The organism is Segetibacter koreensis DSM 18137, assembly GCF_000374045.1.
GTDB lineage: Bacteria > Bacteroidota > Bacteroidia > Chitinophagales > Chitinophagaceae > Segetibacter > Segetibacter koreensis.
Window position 1 is genome coordinate 72,122 of the sequence record NZ_KB893318.1, and the last position, 18,437, is coordinate 90,558.

Consider the following 18,437-nt stretch of genomic DNA (forward strand, 5'->3'; position numbering starts at 1 on the left):
AAACCATCGGTTTTGTGTTATAAATTTACATGTAATTGGCATAAATTCTTACAAAACTTCTGTCATTATATAATACATTTTCTCAATTGCATCTTTCTGAAACAACATTGCCTGGTTATCTTTTACATCGGTGTTTTTCCAATTTTCGGTAGGCCAAATTTTAATTTCCGTTTCATCATTCTTTAAAACAAGGGGAAGATTAAAACCTTTTACGCAATTTGTCCAGCGATATGATACTTTTTTATTATTGCTGCTAAATTTGAGTTGCAACGTAGGGATTTGAGTTGTTGTTAAATACTGATCAAACACTTTGTTATAGTTAAAGGCTGCCAGTTTTGAAATATAATCCTCTACCTGTTTGGTAGTTACAGTCTGATGATAAAAGGTGGTGTTTAATCCTTTCAGTATTTGCCTGAATAAACTATCATTATTTATACTATGCCTGATTGTATGCAACATGTTACCGCATTTAGAATACATATCGCCGCTGCCCTCTTCATTTACACCATAATGAGCAATCACAGGTCTGTCATTTTTTATGCTTTTCCTGCTGCCGGCATTATATTCGTTCGCTGCTTCCTTACCATACATATACTCAACAAATAACGTTTCGCTGTAATTGGTGAAGCCTTCATGTATCCACATGTCTGCGATATCTTTACTGGTAATGTTGTTTCCAAACCATTCGTGGCCGCTCTCGTGTACAATTATAAAATCCCATTTCATTCCCCATCCTGTTCCTGAAACATCTCTTTGGCGGTAACCCGGTTTGTATAGGTTGCCATAAGCAACTGCACTCTGGTGTTCCATGCCGTTGTGTGGCACGTCTATCAATTTATAGCCGTCTTCATAAAAAGGATAAGGGCCAAACCAATATTCAAATGCCTTCAGCATGTTATGCACTTCGTTTGGCATGTACTGTTTTGCTTTGCCTTCGTTGTAATCGAGTACCCAGTAATTCAAGTCCAGCTTTCCTTTCTCTCCATTGTACCTCTCACTAAAATTCACATATTTACCGATGTAAGGAATAATATCATAATTGTTTATAGGATTTACAACGTCCCATTTGTAAGTTGTGGTTCCGTTGGCATTGTTTGTTTTTGAATGGAGCCTGCCATTTGCAACCGCTACCAACGTGTCAGGAACAATTATACTAAGAGTAGCGCCGTTATCAGGTTCATCACTTTGGTGATCCTTACACGGATACCAGACTGAGGCACCTAATCCCTGGCAGGTTACAGTCATCCAGGGCCGTCTCAAAGAGTCTTTTGTAAATGTCCATCCCCCGTCCCACGGCGCACGTATGGCCTCATGAGGTTTGCCATGAAAAAAAATGTCGATCTGGCTGACAGCATTCTTCTTTTGTTTGGGAAGTTGTACAAACCATGCATTTCCTTCCTTAGTAAAGTTTGATTTAATGGAACCGTTTAGTACAATACTATCAATTTGTAATGGTTGCTGCAGATCAATTTGCATAACAGGAGGATAGTTATCGCTGACTACTTTATAGGTAATAGTGTTTTTCCCCTCACTGGTTTTGTTTTCATAATCTGGGTGTATCGTTATGTCATATTTCAAGACATCCCACCAAATTCTTTGCGGTGTTATACTTCCCCTAAGTGTATCAGCATGAGTAAAAGTTTTAACCGTAGCTTCCTGTGCTTTTGCCAAAGCAGATATTACGAGACAAAAAATAAACACAATAAAATATCTGCAGATAATACTTTTATTCCTTTTTATACCGCTAGCACAGAGGTATAAACAATTTAATAAGTTTTTTATAAAAAACATTAAGACCATCTTTTTAAAGTTTCACCATACCGGTACCGTTTTATTGCAAATCTGAAAGCCTTGATTATTTATTCAGACTTGCACAAATACTGGCACCGATTTAACTTACAATACTTAATTCTTCCTATCATTTTTATAGCCATAATAGTTAATATTCAAAATAGTCTAAAGGGATAATCTAAAAATATTACGGTATTTTTATTAGGATCAAAATTTTAAAGATATTGATTTCGGATCTAATTCACACCTAACACAGTTTTTGCAAAACTATTTACCATTATTTTTGGATATTTTACAATGAAACCACAAAAAATGAAAAAGCTACTTTTCATATTTTCTACAATTGTCACACTTTCAATTAATCATCCGTTTGCACAAATGGCAGCCAATAATGCGTCTGTCAAAGCCACCTATACCAATCCTTTGCCAGTAAAATTTGGTGACCCGTACGTGCTGCACACCAAAGACATGTATTATATGTATGGAACCGGAGCAGGAGCAAAAAACGGTTTTTCTGCTTATTCTTCAACAGATCTTGTGACTTGGAAGCCCCTCGGCCAGGTCTTTTATGGAGATTCTGGAATATCATGGGGAATACATTCTTTCTGGGCACCCGAGGTGTATGAAGTAAAGGGTAAATATTACATGTTTTACAGCGCTCAGTGGAAATACAATCCTGCAAACGATCTCGAAAATTTTAAAATAGGTGTTGCCGTAGCTGATAACCCTCAAGGTCCGTTTGTTAATATTTCTGATAAGCCTGTCTTCGACCCAGGCTACCCGATTATAGATGCTAATGTTTATTTTGAAAAAAACGGAAAAATGTATTTGTATTATTCGCGATGCTGTTACAAACATGCCGTCAAGAGTGAGGTTGCAGAGGTTGCAAAACAAAAAGGATGGTACAACGAAATTGAAGAGAGCTGGGTGTATGGCGTACAACTTAAACCTGACTTTTCTGGTGTTATAGGTGAGCCGGTTCTATTGCTTCGGCCGCCGGTAAGCATGAGCGATAAACAAGCTGAGTGGGAAAGCAGGTCTGTAACATCACATGAAGTGAATCGTAGATGGACTGAAGGCTCTGTAACATTTAAAAAAGGTAATACATATTACATGATGTATTCTGCGAATCATTTTGCGGGACAAAACTATGCAGTAGGCTATGCTACTTCAAATTCACCTCTTGGTCCGTTTAAAAAAGCAGCAAATAATCCTGTTTTACAAAAAAATACTGCAAAAGGTGGTGTGGTAACAGGTACTGGCCACAACAGCGTTACTTATTCTCCTGATGGAAAAGAAATGTTTTGTGTATACCATGGAAGAACTGATGCCACCGGTGATGAACGTGTAGTTTTTATAGACCGGATGAAAGCCGATAATGGAAAACTAACTGTGTTTGGCCCCACAACAACGCCGCAAAAATTGCCGTCAGGTGCAAGGACTCAGAACGAGGAAGGGGTAGCATCGAAATCCCAATAATTTCTTTTTTGTATTTTCATTTTTATCTTTTTATAATCCAATCATCCATTTGTGTTAATGCTAATTGCATAACAATTTTTCTATTCACCATAATATTACAATACAATCCATCGTGGTTCTATTTCCGAATTGTAAGATTAATTTAGGCTTAAACATAACAGAAAAGCGTGCCGATGGGTATCACAACCTTGAAACCGTTTTTTATCCTGTAGCAATTAAAGATGCATTAGAAATAATACCCGCAGATGAACTGTCTTTTCAGCTTTCCGGGCTAGAAGTTAATGGAAATAAGAATGACAATCTTTGCTTGAAAGCATACGAATTGTTGAAAAAGGATTTTGAGGATTTACCATATGTAAATGTTTATTTACACAAAGCGATACCTATGGGGGCTGGTTTGGGCGGCGGAAGTGCAGACGGAGCATTTATGCTTTCAATGCTTAACAAGAAATTTCAATTAAATTTATCAGAACCACAATTACTAAAATATGCTTTGCAGCTTGGTAGTGATTGCCCCTTTTTTATCATCAATACACCTTGTTTTGCAACAGGTCGCGGAGAAAATCTGGTGCCAGTTAACGTAGACTTATCTGCCTATAAAATAGTGCTCGTAAACCCGGGGATACATGTTTCGACCAAAGAAGCATTTTCAAACTTATCACCTGGGATGCCGGCAAAAAGCATACAGGACATTATTGCGCAGCCCATCTCTACATGGAAAGATGAATTAATGAATGATTTTGAAAAAAATGTATTTGAACAATTTCCAGCAATCAAGGAAATCAAAAATATTTTATACGATGCTGAAGCTATCTACGCCTCCATGACTGGAAGCGGAAGCACAGTATTCGGCATTTTTGAATCAGATGCTGAATTAAATCTAACTTTTCCTGCGAATTATTTTGTTAAGACATTATTGTAAACGACTTTAATTCATTACCATTTCCCTGGCATTTTCCAGGGCGGCTGCAGTTGGTTTTTCGCCACTCAGCATTTGTGCAATAGCTGTTATTCTTTCATTGTGCGTCAGCAATCTTATGTTTGTTTTTATTGCATCGCTCTTTATTTCTTTGTAAACATAAAAATGCGCATCAGCTTTACCCGCTATTTGTGGCTGGTGGGTAATGGTAATTAACTGCCTGCTGGTTGAGAGATCTTTCATTATAAATCCAACTTGCTTCGCTGCCTCACCTGAAATGCCCGTATCTATTTCATCAAAAATAAGTGTTGGCATATCTATAGATTCTGCAACCAGTGATTTTATACAGAGCATTAAACGACTCAGTTCTCCACCACTTGCTACTTTACGTATAGGCTCAAAACGATTGCTTTTGTTTGCGTCAAATAAAAACTCAATTGTATCGCTGCCGTATAAATTAAGTGTTGCCGGCTTTACGTCTACTTTTAATCTTGCATTTGGCATGCCTACCTGGTGTAACAGTGCATTTACTTTTTGTTCCAGGTCCGCTATTTCTTTTTTTCTTCGGCTTGAAATACTTTTTGCTATGTCTTCTGCTTTTTGAAGCGATTCTTTTACTTCCTTTTCCTTTTGAGATATCGTATCATCAATATTTAAAACGGCCTCCAGCTTTTTCGAAATTTCATTTCTTATGGCTATAAGTTCATTAGTAGTTTGCACTCCATGTTTTTTAAGCATTTTGTACCCTGCTGAAAGTCTTTCATTTACGTGGTCTATTCTTTCCTGGTCAAAGTGTATGTGGTCGTTTAAATTGTCTACTTCATCAGCAATATCCTGCAATTCTATCTGGGCGCTTTGCAATCTGTTAACTACATCGGGAAGACTTGTATGATAATCAGAAAAGGATTGTAACTGGTTGGAAAGTAGTTTTAATTGCTGTACTACCGGCTGCTCGCTTTCCTTTAATTCAAAATATACTTTTGTCAGGGCGGTTTTAATTCCTTCGGAATTATTCAACATTTTAAGCTCTGTTTCTAAATCTTCGAGTTCATTTTCAACAAGATTAAGCTGATCCAGTTCATTAAAAATATATTGATTATAATCAGACTCTTTTTGAAAAGTTCCTTTTTGGTTTAGTAATTGATCAAGCTCTGTTCTTTGGCTGTGCCATTTTCGAAAACACGCCTGAAACGTTACCAGCAAGTCTGAATTGCCAGCCAGTCCATCCAATACAGCCCTTTGAAAATCACTATCGCCTATTTCCAGTGTGTCAAATTGTTGATGAAGGTCAACCAGCAAAGATGCCAGCTCCTTTAATTGCTGCAGTGTTGCAGGCGTATCATTAATAAAACCCCTTGATTTTCCGCTTGCAGTTATTTCTCTTCTTAATACCAGTTCCTCTTCGCGGTCCAGTTCATTTTCATTTAGAAATCTTTCAACATCTTTTTTACCTTCTATAGAAAAAAAACCTTCAACTATACATTTTTTGTCCCTGTTTTGCAGGGAGGCTGTATCAGCTCTTCCTCCTAAAATGAGGCTTAGTGCGCCCATTAAAATACTTTTACCTGCCCCTGTCTCGCCGGTAATGACATTAAGGTTATTAGAGAAATTAATGTCAATTTCATCTATAATCGCGTAGTTCTGTATGTGCAGCTTCCTTAGCATACAGTAAAGATAGCTGTGATAGTGATTTGGAAAAACTGAAATGGAAAATCTGTGAAAAACTTGTGATAAGAATGTAAAGCTTGGAGGTAAAAGATATTAGCTTGTTGGTTGCTGCTAACTACTCACCCTTGCAACGTGCAATCCCTGATTTAGCTCGCTGGTCAAGCGAATCTTTGTACTCGTGATCACCCATATCGAGGCATTTTTGAAAAGATGCAATGGCCAGTGTTTTTTGGTTGCTTTTTTCATAAATAAAACCTAACTGTAATGCAGCGCGGGCGGCAAAATATTCTGTTCGCTCTTTTCCAAGTTTTACAACCATATCATAAAACTGTATGGCTTCATCATCTTTTCCCATGTCGTCATATATACGGCCCATTCTATACGCATACTCCAGTTTTTCTTCGGGCTTCGTATAATCTTCAATATTTTTTTTATTCAAAATCGCCAAGGCCTCTTTATTGTATCCGCCATCATTTAGTATTCTTGCTTTCAGTAGTGTTTCATCGGGCCATAATCCTTTTTTTGCATCACGATATGCTTGTTTGTCAGCATCGCTGTCTGTATTTCCATTTCTAATAGTTAGCTGCCGGTACTTTTCGGCTTCCTCTTTATTCCCTTTTAAATAATACGCCCAGCTTAATTTCTGCAAAACATCTTTTACATAAAATTTGCCTTTAAAGGTGTTTATAAATTTTTGAAAGCTGGCAATCGCCTCATCCAGTTGCAGTTTGTGAAATTTTGTATAGCCCAGTTCAAAGTCCCATGCAGGTGTTTGCATGTAGTCTGCTGACATGTTCCGTTGCTGTACTATCTGCCTTGCATATTCGGTCTGTTTACTATTAAGGGCAAGGTTTGCAGCGAGGTAAGTAAAAAGGTGATTATTAACAATATCTAATTTTTTTGCCCGGATCAGTTTGAAAACCTCGTCTGGCTTATTTTCTATATAAAACATGAGGTAGCAGTAGTAGAAAGTAGCCTCGTTTGAAAAAAGCTTAGCCAGATCGTCGTTACTGCTTAGTAAACTGCGCATATGCTGCATTCCCTCGTTTATAGAACCCTTCATGCCAAATAAGTTTGTAATCCATCTATAGCCCTGCGGCACTGTGCCTATTACAACTTCCAACGGGCCATAGATCATTTTATTAGGCTGAAATTTCGGATATGCACTTCTGTTTTCCTTTATTTGAGAATTAGCTTTTTTAAAGTCCCAGCCTGCACTATATCTCTCTCCAAATTTTATTTTAACTGCAGCGCGCTGCAAATAAGTGACTGCTTTGCTAAACCTGTAAAAGGGTGTATTATGAGGACCAGAGTCAAAAGCAGACAGCCTTTTATCAAAGTTTTCTTTCCGCAACCGGTATTCAGCTGAATCCTCATTAAAAAATAAAACAAAAAAGTCTATATAACCTTCTAAAAGGTCAGGAATAAGATTGTCGGCGTTTTCTTCATGTGCTTTATTGATCAGCTCCCTACCATGGTCAAGCTTTAGTTTGATTATTTCGTTGTAAGCTAACCTACATGTAGAGTCAAAAACATAAACCTTTTGGGAAAATGAAGCAGTAAAGAAAAAACAAATTACAATTGAGATAAATAACTTCTTCATTGTGATAGGAGCTGATAAATTAAACCAATAGAAAAGGGTACAGTAAAGTACCCTTTCATCTATAAAGTCATCGAATAATTCAAATTATTTGGTTTCTACACTATGGTGCAACTCTTCATCAACCAAGATTCTGCCACAGTTTTCACAAACCAGAATTTTTTTATGTTGTTTAATTTCGCTTTGTTTCTGCGGTGGAATAGCGTTAAAACAACCGCCACAGGAGTCTCTCATAACAGGTACAACGGCTAAACCATTACGGTAATTATTACGTATGCGATCATAAGAAAACAACAATCTTTCGTCAAGTGCGGTGCGTGCTTCGTTGCTGAATTCTTTATACTGGTTTTCTTCTATCTCGGTATCGGTAATTATTTTTTGCAGTTCACTTTTCTTATTATTCAATACACTTTCCTTGCTTCCGATTTGTTTTTTAGCATTTTCAAGCAATTTTGCCTTTTCCGCTATTTCTTCATTAGCATCTTTTATATGTTTTTCTGCAAGTTTTACTTCCAGTTGTTGCATTTCCATTTCTTTATTAATGGCTTCGAACTCCCGGTTGTTTTTAACATTCTCGCTTTGCTTTTCATATTTTTTAATCAGTGCCTCGGATTCCTTAATTGTCTCTTTTTTCTTTTCTATAAAATCAGAAATACCATTTATTTCTTCTTCTATACGCGTTTGCCTGGCATGTAAACCTTGTATCTCATCTTCAAGGTCGCTCACCTCCATTGGCAATTCACCCTTTAAAATACTGATCTCGTCTAATTTAGAATCAATTTTTTGAAGCTTAACCAATGCGGTTAATTTTTCTTCAACAGAGAAGTCTTTAACAATAGCCATATTAATTTTCTAAAATTTTTTAATGTTATAAGTTTAGTAAGCAGAATTTTTGGTACAGGCTGTTATAACTCCTTTTGTCATCGTTGCGACGCATTCCGTTCATCGTCCTGTTCCCTTATTAATCTTTGTTCAAAAAGATATTATCCTGCAATAAACATCTCAAATTAAGTGAAATAATTTACCGGGTTGGTTTTTACTTTACTTTTTAAGACCGCGAAGTTACTAAATTTTGATTGCAAAACATCATACAGCAATTCTGTTGTAAATTGTTCACTCTCCCAATGCCCGATGTCGGCAATTACCATTTTATTTTCCGCATCGAAAAACTCATGGTATTTAACATCTGACGTAATATAAAAATCAGCTCCGAGAGACAAAGCATTCTTAATGAGAAAACTTCCTGCTCCACCACACAAAGCCACTTTTTTAACTTTTTTTTCCAAAAGAGGAGTATGCCGTATAACCTGCAAATTGAACTGGTCTTTTATAAGTTGCAAAAAATCCCTTTCGTCCATATCTGCAGGCAGATCTCCGATCAGCCCGCTTCCAACTTCCTGGAAGTAATTGTTTAATGCGATCAAATCGTATGCAACTTCTTCGTATGGATGAGCCTCGGTCATTGCATTTACCAATTTTTCCTTCAGATATATGGGAAAAATAACTTCTACTCTTTCCTCATCTGTCGTTTCTTTTTTACCTACCTGGCCGGTATGTGGATTTGTTCCTTCACCCGGCTTAAATGTTCCGGTTCCTTTTATATTAAAGCTGCATTCGCTATAGTTTCCTATATGGCCTCCACCTGCTGTAAAAATCGCTTCTCTTACTTTTTCAGCGTCATTTACCGGCACAAATACAATTAGCTTCATCAGGTTGTTTTGCCTGTGCAGTAATACTTTCCTGTTTTGCAGATTTAGTTTATCGGCCATTTTGCCATTAACTCCGGTAAGCAAATTATCGAGGTTGGTATGAATTGCATATATTGCTATATCATTTTTTATTGCGGCAATTATTGCTCTTTCTACGTAATTTTTACCGGTTATTTTTTTAAGTCCGCTAAAAATAATCGGGTGATGAGCTACTACCAGGTTACAACCTTTTTGTTTCGCTTCCAATATTACAGCTTCAGTAGCGTCTAATGTGCAAATTACTCCCGTACACTCAAGGGATGAATTTCCTGTTATCAATCCCGCATTATCATAGCTTTCCTGGTAAGAAGAGGGAGCAAGCCCATCGAGCAGGTCAACAATATCTTTAATTTTCACTGGTTGTTCTATCTTTTTTAAATAAATTTAATTTAGGTTTTAATCTTTTCAAAAGGAAGTGTTTTTAAAGTGTAAACGGATTTCATAAAAACTTTTAAAAATAAAGCCAGTTCCTTTAACGCATGAAGTGTGTACGTTAGTAGCCAAATATGAAATGGTAAATATAGATTATAAAGAGAGAAGGCCTAAGCAGACTAAAAAAATAAGATAAACGTACTGGATGATTTGTTTAAAGAAGTGCTGCAAGTTATTCGACTTTTAAAACTTTTTCTCCTTCAAGTATAAAGGCACGATTTTAATGCTTGATGAAGTCAATATCGTGGGTTCAAACTACAAGATAAACATGCCAGCTTCAAAAACTCCTATATACAGTGCACTAGCAGCTAATTTTGCTATAGCAATTACAAAATTTATTGCTGCGTTTATAACAGGCAGCTCCGCAATGATATCAGAAGGAATTCACTCATTAGTTGATGCAAGTAACGAATTACTGTTGTTGCTGGGGATACAAAAAAGTAAGAAGCCACCAGATGCGACCAGACCTTTTGGCTACGGAAAAGAATTGTATTTTTGGGCATTTATCGTTTCTCTCATGATATTTGGAATCGGTGGGGGTATCTCTTTTTATGAAGGAGTCACACATATACAACATCCCCATGCAATTAAAGATCCTTTTTGGAATTATATTGTTTTAGGTATTGCCTTTACGTTTGATGGAATCTCTTGTATAACTGCTGTGAGAGAGTTTAACAGGCAAAGAGGCGCAACTCCATTTTGGGCTGCCGTAAAACGCAGTAAAGATCCAACCACATTTGTAGTGCTTTTTGAAGATGTAGCGGATCTGCTGGGTTTGGTAGTTGCTTTTTTAGGAATTTATCTTGGACACATGTTTAATAATCCGGCGCTCGATGGGGTGGCTTCTATAGTAATAGGGTTGATATTGACAAGTGTTTCTATGTTGCTAGCCAGGGAAAGCCGCAGTTTATTAATGGGTGAAAGTGCAGATAAGAAGATTTTGGATAGTGTAATTAAGATTGCGGAGGCGGAACCGGTAGTTGTAAAAGTGGATCCGCCATTATCTATGTACCTGGCACCGGAAGAAATTGTCCTGGTTTTAATAACTGAGTTCGAAAAAACTTCTACTACCATAGAAGTTACAGATGCAATGGAAAGAATACGGAAGACAATTAAACAAATACATCCATCAATAAAGCAGCTGTTTATTCAGGCGCAAACAACTTAGAAATAAAGCTACGCCTGTTGTTTATAAAGCATCTTTTTTTGACAGATAAATCACTACAGAATTAAAAATATTTTGTAACGTTCCAGGTAGTCAAGTTCATATTCTTCGAGGTGCTTATCGCCACACAAGATTTATTGATAACATGAATGCATTTGCCCGGCAAAATTGAAAATACCTTCCTCCTTTAGATTTCGTACATGCCGAGTTTAATTTGAGCGTGCATAGTAAAGCCTCAAGTAAAAAATAATAAGTATTTATGTAACTACGTGTCATGTTCACCAGGTTGAAAACGTAAAGAAAGAGAGTTGATTTTTGTCTGGAAATATCGAAATGCCAAAAAAATATAATTCTAGAAATATACATGCCTGTAAAAAAATTATACCGAGATATAAGGAGGTTTTAATAAAGGTTCTTATGCCACATAGGTATAAGGAAATAGACGCAACATTTTTTAGAAAACATTAATTAATTTTCTTTTTATAATATGTGGTATCCGCAATAAAAAAGGTCAACTGTAATAGTATTTATGTGGAACTCCCTTCTGTAAAAATTGTAAGTACTTATAAAAATATTCTTTTTTAAAAACTACTCTGAAATATCCTATTTTGGAGAAAAAGTATTAGGTTTATTCGTTAAAGCTTTCATAAATTGCATTGTCCAAAAAAAACTGCTTGTTATGACAAAAAAACTTTTGTTTTTACCACTATTAATTCTCCTATTATTCTCGACCTACACCTTTGCCCAAAATATAGTGATTAGTGGCAAGGTGAAAGACCAAAATGGAAACCCGGTTTCGGGAGCGACAGTATCTGTAAAAGGTAGCAGGCAGGGGGCAGCTACTAATGAAAGCGGTAATTTTAGTATCAATGTAAAGAAAGGGGCAGAACTTACCATCAGTTATGTTGGTTTTGTTTCACAAAATATTGTAGCTAATAGTTCTCCGCTTAACGTAACGTTGCAAAATTCTTCTAATACATTAAACGAGGTTGTAGTTACCGCTCTTGGTGTTGAAAGGAACAGAAGATCGCTTCAGTCATCAATAACAACAGTGGGCGGCGAAAATTTAACTCAAGCGCGCGAAGTAAATCTTTCCAATGCACTTGCAGGAAGGGTCGCTGGTGTTAACGTGTCAAAAGTTGCATCAGGGCCGGGAGGGTCTTCAAGAGTTGTAATCCGCGGAGCGAAAACTCTGGGATCCACTTTAAACCAGCCACTTTATGTCGTAGATGGTGTTCCCATTGACAACACTAACCTGGGACAGGCTGGTGTATGGGGTGGTTCCGACCAGGGTGACGCTATGAATAGTATTAATCCTGACGACATTGCATCAATGACAGTTTTGAAAGGAGCAAGTGCAGCAGCGCTTTATGGTTCAAGAGCGGCTAATGGTGTTATTTTGATCACTACAAAAAAAGGATCGGCCCGTAAAGGACTGGGTGTCGAATACAACGGAAATTATGTTGCAGAGACAGTTCAAAACTTAACAGATTTCCAGACAACGCACGGTGATGGAGGCTACGTGGGAACAACGCTGCAAAATCAGGTAGCTAAAAAAGCAGAGACATTAGACGAGCATTGGCAGAACGGTTGGGGTGCTAATGGCTGGGGACCAAAATTTGACGGTAGCTCTGTTGTTCAATTTGACGGCATATCACGCCCTTACTCTTATGCAGGTGACAACTGGAAACGTTTTTACAAAACAGGTAACCAAATAACCAATACGGTTGCGATTACCGGCGGAAGTGAAACCCAAAGCTTCAGGCTTTCGCTTTCTGACCTCACAAGTACCGGAGTCTTTCCAAACTCTGGTTTCGACAGATTTAATGCCACATTATCCGCAAATTCAAAGATTGGTAAAAGGATTACAATGAACGCAAAGGTCTTATACTCAAATGAGAAAAATAAAAACAGACCTCGCGTATCTGATGCTCCTGGAAATGCTAACCTCTCGCTTTACTACACTCCGGGAGATGTTGATGTGCGTAACCTTATAGGCGACCCTGGTAAACCTGGAGCTGTCCCATCAATTGAAAAGCAGCAAGATATGGGGATCACTATTGCTGATAAAAAAGCTCCCGGGGAAGAGTTTGCTGTTAATAACAACATATATCAACAAAATCCTTATTGGGCTGCCTACCAATTTAAGAACAATGACACCCGCGATCGTGTTATTACTAACGGGGACGTTCGGTATAACATTACTGATTTCCTTTACATGCAGGGACAAGCAGGTATGGATTTCTATACACTAAAAAATACCCGCCTCGAACCACAAGGGACCGGGTATGACCGCCCTGGTGCTATGAATGAAATTGATACCCGTGTACGCGAAATAAATTTGCAATACATGCTGGGTTTCAATAAAACCTTTAACCGGTTTGGTGTCAACGCTTTTGTAGGCGGTAACCGCATGCGGAGAATGTATGAGCAACTATCCCTAAACGGAAGTCAATTCAACACACCATTCCTGGCGGCTATAAGCAATGCAAAGCAACACGACTACAGTTACGGTTACAACCAAAGAGGTATTAATTCATTGTTTGGATCAGTTGAATTGTCTTATAATAACTATTTATTCTTAACCGGAACTGCAAGAAGGGATTGGTTCTCAGTTTTAAATCCGCAGAAGAATGGAATTACCTATCCTTCGATTGGAGGAAGCTTTGTATTCACAGATGCATTTAAAACATTGCCAAAATGGCTGAGTTTCGGAAAGCTTAGAGCTTCGTGGGCCCAGGTAGGCAACACCGAATCTGTTCAACCTTACCGTACGGCAATTACTTATGGAGCTACCCAAACGCACCTCGGAATCCCTCTGGGAGGATTTACTGCAGGAAATAATTTGCCAAACCCATATCTTGTACCATTTACCTCAACCGAGATGGAGTACGGTCTTGAATTCAGAGTTTTCCAGAACAGATTAGGGTTGGATATCACTTACTATGATCAAAAGACTACCAATGATATCTTGGATGCAACGATTTCACAATCTTCAGGCTTTGGAACTACATCAGTTAACTTAGGTAAACTTACCAATAAAGGAGTAGAATTTTTGCTGACAGCTACACCTGTGAAATCGGCACTAACCTGGGACGTATCATTAAATTTTGCAAAAAACAACAGTAAGGTTGTTTCGTTGATAGAAGGGCAAAATCAACTTTTTGTTGAAGAACCGAGAACAAGAACTGCTGCCGTTTATCACATTGTGGGTTATCCTTACGGTATGATTGAGGGTGTAACTCAAATGCGAGATCCAAATGGCAATCTCGTCTATGACTCAAGCGGCACTCCGTTAACTGACAATACTTACAAAATACTGGGCAATGGTGTACCTGATTTTACCGGAGGTTTAAACAACTCCTTGACCTGGAAAGGAGTAAACCTAAGCTTTCTGATCGATTTTAGGTCCGGTGGAGATATCTATTCCGGAACGAACGTGCGAATGACTGAGGCAGGTTTTACGAAGCAGTCTTTATTAGGTCGTGCAGGAGAAGCGCCTCTCACAATAACTGGTGTGACACAGGACGTTGCTGGTTTTAAACCTTTTACCAAAACACTTACCCCGGGAGAGGCAGCAAATTACTGGAGTCAACTTGGTGAAAGAGCCCAGGAAAACTTTATGTATGACGCCTCATTTATTAAACTTCGGCAAATTACTTTGGGATACACTTTGCCATCCAAATTATTTACTAATACGCCTATCCGTAGTGTCATGGTTTCATTCGTTGCACGTAACCTTGCAATTCTTTACAAGAATGTTCCTAACATAGACCCCGAAGCCACTTATACAAGTAGTAACGCGCAAGGTCTTGATTACTTCGGTATGCCGGCCACTCGCACTTATGGCTTCAACATCAGGGCATCCTTTTAAACTTAACACACTTAACTATGAAGCATTTACGAAAAATAATATTTAGCACCGCCATCTCGGCACTTGTTGTTACAGGGTGTAACACGAACAAACTGAAAGACCTTAACATAGACCCGTCATCAGCTCCGACGATTGATGTAAATTTCCTGTTTACATCTGCCCAGCTTGGTGCCGCCTCTGCTGGAGATCAGGGTGACAACCGGTACATTGACTGGAGAACTAATATCGGAATTACGTCAACTGCTATACAGCAGCTTGCAACCCAAGGTACTTCTCCTAACGGTCCTATTTCGTCTACGGGCGATAAGTACCTGGAGAACGTGGAAAGCATTAATGCCCCCTGGGAAAGAATCTTACCGGATTTGCGAAACTTAGCAGAAGTAATAAAGCAAACAGGATCAGGAGGATATGCCGATGGGAAAAGCAATAATACCCGGCAAGCAGCCAGAATTTTAAGGGCGTTCCTGTTTTCCCGCCTTACCGATTATTATGGCAGCATTCCGTACACTGAAGCTTTGCAGGCCACTTCCGGTGTTTTCTATCCTAAATATGACAAGCAAAAAGCCATCTACACAGACCTATTGAAAGAATTGGATGAGGCGTCGGTCGCCCTTAGTGGAGTCGATGCTGATTTTGCTGCCGCAGATCTTTATTATAAAGGCGATATTGCTAAATGGAAAAGATGGGGATACTCTCTGATGCTTCGTCTTGCTATGCGTGTTTCGAACGTAGATGCCGACATGGCCAACACATATGTAACGAAAGCTGTTGCCGGAGGTGTATTTCAAAGTAATGAGGATAATGCCGTTGTTCCCATGGCAGTAGGTCCAAGCCTTTGGGTAAACCAAAACGGAATTTCCCGTGCATTTATCCCTGATGACGGAGGCGAGATCAAAAGTGTTTTTTTAAGTAAGACACTTATAGACTTCCTGAAAGGAGCAAATGCAGGTTCAACTGTTGACGACGATCCACGTTTAATGATCTTTAGCGGTGGTATATACGATTGGCCTGTCGAGACCAGTGTTAAAATATTAAATGCTGATCCACTTGGGCAAAAAGGCATGCCAAATGGGAATGATTTAAGTATGCTTAAGTCACTGGAAGGAAATCCGAGTTTGGTTCCTGAGAATACCTATTCACGGATCAATCCGAAGTTGTTGAACAGAGATGATCCTTACATGCTTATGAACTATGGGGAGGTGAAACTTCTCCTGGCCGAAGCAGCGCAAAGAGGGATCGGAGGTCTTAGTGCAGCAGCAGCGGAAGGGTATTATAAAGAAGGCGTAAAGGCATCGATGCAAATGTATACGATCTATGATCCTTCACTTGCTGTTACCGATGCCCAGGTAAACGCTTATCTTACTGCCAGGCCTTACGCAGGATTAGCATCTATTGGCCAGCAATTATGGGCCAATCTTTTTCTTAACTGGTGGGAAGCCTGGACTGAGTGGAGAAGAACAGGTTATCCTAACCTAACACCAACCCATTATCCGGGAAATGTAACAGGTGGAAAGATTCCTCAAAAATTAAGATATCCAACCACTGAAGTTGCAGGAAATCCTAATTTCAAGACGGGCGCGAGCGCAAACGATTATACGACAAAAGTCTGGTGGGCAGGGGGGCCTGAATAGCTAAACAACATGCACAAATACTTTTCCAAGAGGATGTCTCAAAAGAGGCATCCTCTTTCGCTTAGATACAAATATGTTACCTTACAATAGTCGTTTGAGACGTTTTTGTTGTCTTGAGACCAAGGAAAAGCATAAGGATGGATTGGATTTAAAATAGATATCGGGGTAGTAAATTACTATTAATCCTTCAACAGCAACAGTTAGTACATTATAAAAAATTTATACGTTAAAATATCGAATTTTTTTACCATTTTCAACCTTGTTAATAAATTCATTTTGGCTTTTTTGAATCCAGTAATTAAATTAGTTGTTCGGTATCATCCAAAGGTTGAGAGGGCTCTGTCATGATATCCTATCGTCAAAAAAGAATTAGCAGCCAGTGGTAAGCAATCTTCATATCATGGATGGAAGTTTTGGTGACTTTTAAAAGTATTACAATTTGTGTTATCAAAATTACTGTTTTCTGACTTCTTACTTACACAACTCACCCCACTTCCCATATTTCGAAGGGCAACAGAAGTTGCCTTTTTTTAATTTAAATAAGTAAATTTATAATAGAAATGTCAGGATATAGAATTTGTTAAACTGCGTTTTTTGGAGTTTTTGCGTTGGTTTTTTGATCTTATATAACCAATTTTGCTAATTATTGCGGTGTATGAAACTGTTGATCAGAATCTTTTTAGCTTTATTTCCAATTTCTTCATTTGCCCAAAATTTGAGCATTGACTCTTATGCTACTGTTTCCAATAAAGCGGAAGAAGTATTAACACCAGATTCATTATCCCGCATGTTGACTAACGGTTACACAACTGACCGTGATAAGGTTACTTCAATTTTCCGTTGGATAACAGAAAACATTACCTACAATGTAAGGCCGTATTATAATGCAAACCTTTATTCAGACAAGCATAGATATGACGACGAAGATACCGGAGCGCTAAAGCCTTTAAGTGAGCGCGTAGCGATAGAGGTGTTAAAAAAAAGAATAGCGTTATGCGATGGTTATGCCCGGCTGTTTAAAACATTGTGTGACTATGCAGGTATAAAATCAGAGGTTATATTGGGATATGCAGATGGAGGTATGTCTCACCGTCGTTTAAAATTTACTTCAAACCATAGGTGGAATGCTGTTTATCTTGACAGTGCCTGGTATTTACTTGACGTAACCTGGGCTAGTGGCTTTGTAACATACAGCTCAAACGATTTTATCCAAAATTATAATAATTATTACTTTTTAACACCGGCAGAAGATTTTATAAGAGATCATTATCCTGAAGACCTGCAATGGACATTGCTTTCTAAACCTCCCAAGCTGAAGGAGTTTAAATATTCTCCCTTTCAAAACACTGCATTTATAAAGTATAAAATAGAATCTTACAAACCTCAGTCAGGTGTTATAGAGGCAGTACCAGGTGATACCATACAAATTGAACTGGAAACGAGCAATGCTGAAAAACGATTATACCTCGTAGATACTCCTTACGTTGACTCTGCTGTAATAGCTATCGCGTCGCTGGCTGACTCTTCAAAGCCAAAATACACGGTGGTAGGAAACAGGGTTTTCTGTAAGTATATTGTGAAGTCTCCTGATGTTGAATGGCTGCATGTTATTTTTAATGATGATGTTATTATGAGGTATAGAGTAAATATTAGAAAAAGTGATACTGCAGCAAAATAGATGTACACCAACCACAATATGCCTCCTGGAAGCTTGAAAAAGAGTTGGTACCTGCGTCGGGCAGTGAAATTTACCGGCCGCTGATTGGGTAATACAGTTACTTAAATAGACTTGATTAACTGTTTAGCATTTTTCTATAAAAACGTTTCTGCTATTTGTTCCCATTCTTCCTGTAAAGAAACTGATGGCCTTTTTTTACCGGCTTTTGAATACCAGTAATCGGCGTTACCGATATCACCTTCTTTTCGGTGCAGGTAAGCATGTATCCAGGAAGCATTTTTATCCGGAATGTCCTGTATTAATTCATGCGCTTTGTTCCAGTCATCTTTTGCATCATACCACAGAGCCTTCAAGTAAACTGACGCATTAAGTGGGGGAGCATCTGTTGACAAACTTTCCTTTAAAGCAGTTATATTCATATTGATTTTTTTCTAAAATTATAATTATAATTG

General features: G+C 38.2%; 12 protein-coding genes. 6 read left to right on the forward strand and 6 right to left on the reverse strand.

What is annotated here, in order from left to right:
- Nucleotides 1–48: 48 nt before the first annotated feature.
- Complete coding sequence (locus tag B154_RS0106455; protein ID WP_245542560.1) at nt 49–1,701, reverse strand: M1 family metallopeptidase; 1,653 nt, start codon at nt 1,699–1,701, stop codon at nt 49–51.
- 402 nt (nt 1,702–2,103) lie between these two features.
- Here B154_RS0106455 and B154_RS0106460 point away from each other — a divergent pair, with 402 nt between their 5' ends.
- Nucleotides 2,104–3,270 carry a glycoside hydrolase family 43 protein gene (locus tag B154_RS0106460; RefSeq protein WP_051084286.1) on the forward strand — a complete coding sequence of 389 codons (1,167 nt, stop codon included), beginning with the start codon at nt 2,104–2,106 and terminating at the stop codon, nt 3,268–3,270.
- Between the two features lie 112 nt (nt 3,271–3,382).
- On the forward strand, nt 3,383–4,192 hold the full coding sequence (locus B154_RS0106465) for a 4-(cytidine 5'-diphospho)-2-C-methyl-D-erythritol kinase (protein ID WP_018612704.1): 810 nt from the start codon (nt 3,383–3,385) through the stop codon (nt 4,190–4,192).
- A 6-nt stretch (nt 4,193–4,198) separates the two neighbouring features.
- On the opposite strand, the gene recN is transcribed toward B154_RS0106465, so the two are convergent.
- From recN to B154_RS0106485, 4 genes are all read right to left on the reverse strand, one after another.
- Nucleotides 4,199–5,854, reverse strand: coding sequence for a DNA repair protein RecN (gene recN, locus B154_RS0106470; protein WP_018612705.1), 1,656 nt, complete (start codon nt 5,852–5,854; stop codon nt 4,199–4,201).
- A 118-nt stretch (nt 5,855–5,972) separates the two neighbouring features.
- Complete coding sequence (locus B154_RS0106475; protein ID WP_018612706.1) at nt 5,973–7,460, reverse strand: tetratricopeptide repeat protein; 1,488 nt, start codon at nt 7,458–7,460, stop codon at nt 5,973–5,975.
- Nucleotides 7,461–7,544: 84 nt separating this feature from the next.
- Nucleotides 7,545–8,300: a zinc ribbon domain-containing protein gene (locus B154_RS0106480; protein WP_018612707.1), complete on the reverse strand. Its 756-nt coding sequence runs from the start codon at nt 8,298–8,300 to the stop codon at nt 7,545–7,547.
- Nucleotides 8,301–8,464: 164 nt separating this feature from the next.
- Nucleotides 8,465–9,562 (reverse strand): Nif3-like dinuclear metal center hexameric protein, encoded by a 1,098-nt coding sequence (locus B154_RS0106485; RefSeq protein ID WP_018612708.1) that lies wholly within the window; start codon nt 9,560–9,562, stop codon nt 8,465–8,467.
- Between the two features lie 343 nt (nt 9,563–9,905).
- Here B154_RS0106485 and B154_RS0106490 point away from each other — a divergent pair, with 343 nt between their 5' ends.
- The 4 genes from B154_RS0106490 to B154_RS0106505 all read left to right on the forward strand — a co-directional run bounded on the left by B154_RS0106490 (nt 9,906) and on the right by B154_RS0106505 (nt 17,985).
- Nucleotides 9,906–10,805 carry a cation diffusion facilitator family transporter gene (locus tag B154_RS0106490; protein ID WP_033411271.1) on the forward strand — a complete coding sequence of 300 codons (900 nt, stop codon included), beginning with the start codon at nt 9,906–9,908 and terminating at the stop codon, nt 10,803–10,805.
- Nucleotides 10,806–11,481: 676 nt separating this feature from the next.
- Complete coding sequence (locus B154_RS0106495) at nt 11,482–14,676, forward strand: SusC/RagA family TonB-linked outer membrane protein (RefSeq protein ID WP_018612710.1); 3,195 nt, start codon at nt 11,482–11,484, stop codon at nt 14,674–14,676.
- A gap of 17 nt (nt 14,677–14,693) precedes the next feature.
- Nucleotides 14,694–16,307 carry a SusD/RagB family nutrient-binding outer membrane lipoprotein gene (locus B154_RS0106500; protein WP_018612711.1) on the forward strand — a complete coding sequence of 538 codons (1,614 nt, stop codon included), beginning with the start codon at nt 14,694–14,696 and terminating at the stop codon, nt 16,305–16,307.
- A 655-nt stretch (nt 16,308–16,962) separates the two neighbouring features.
- Nucleotides 16,963–17,985 (forward strand): transglutaminase domain-containing protein, encoded by a 1,023-nt coding sequence (locus tag B154_RS0106505; protein WP_018612712.1) that lies wholly within the window; start codon nt 16,963–16,965, stop codon nt 17,983–17,985.
- 134 nt (nt 17,986–18,119) lie between these two features.
- Here B154_RS0106505 and B154_RS0106510 read toward each other — a convergent pair whose 3' ends face one another.
- Nucleotides 18,120–18,404, reverse strand: coding sequence for a hypothetical protein (locus B154_RS0106510; protein WP_018612713.1), 285 nt, complete (start codon nt 18,402–18,404; stop codon nt 18,120–18,122).
- Between the last annotated feature and the right edge of the window lie 33 nt (nt 18,405–18,437).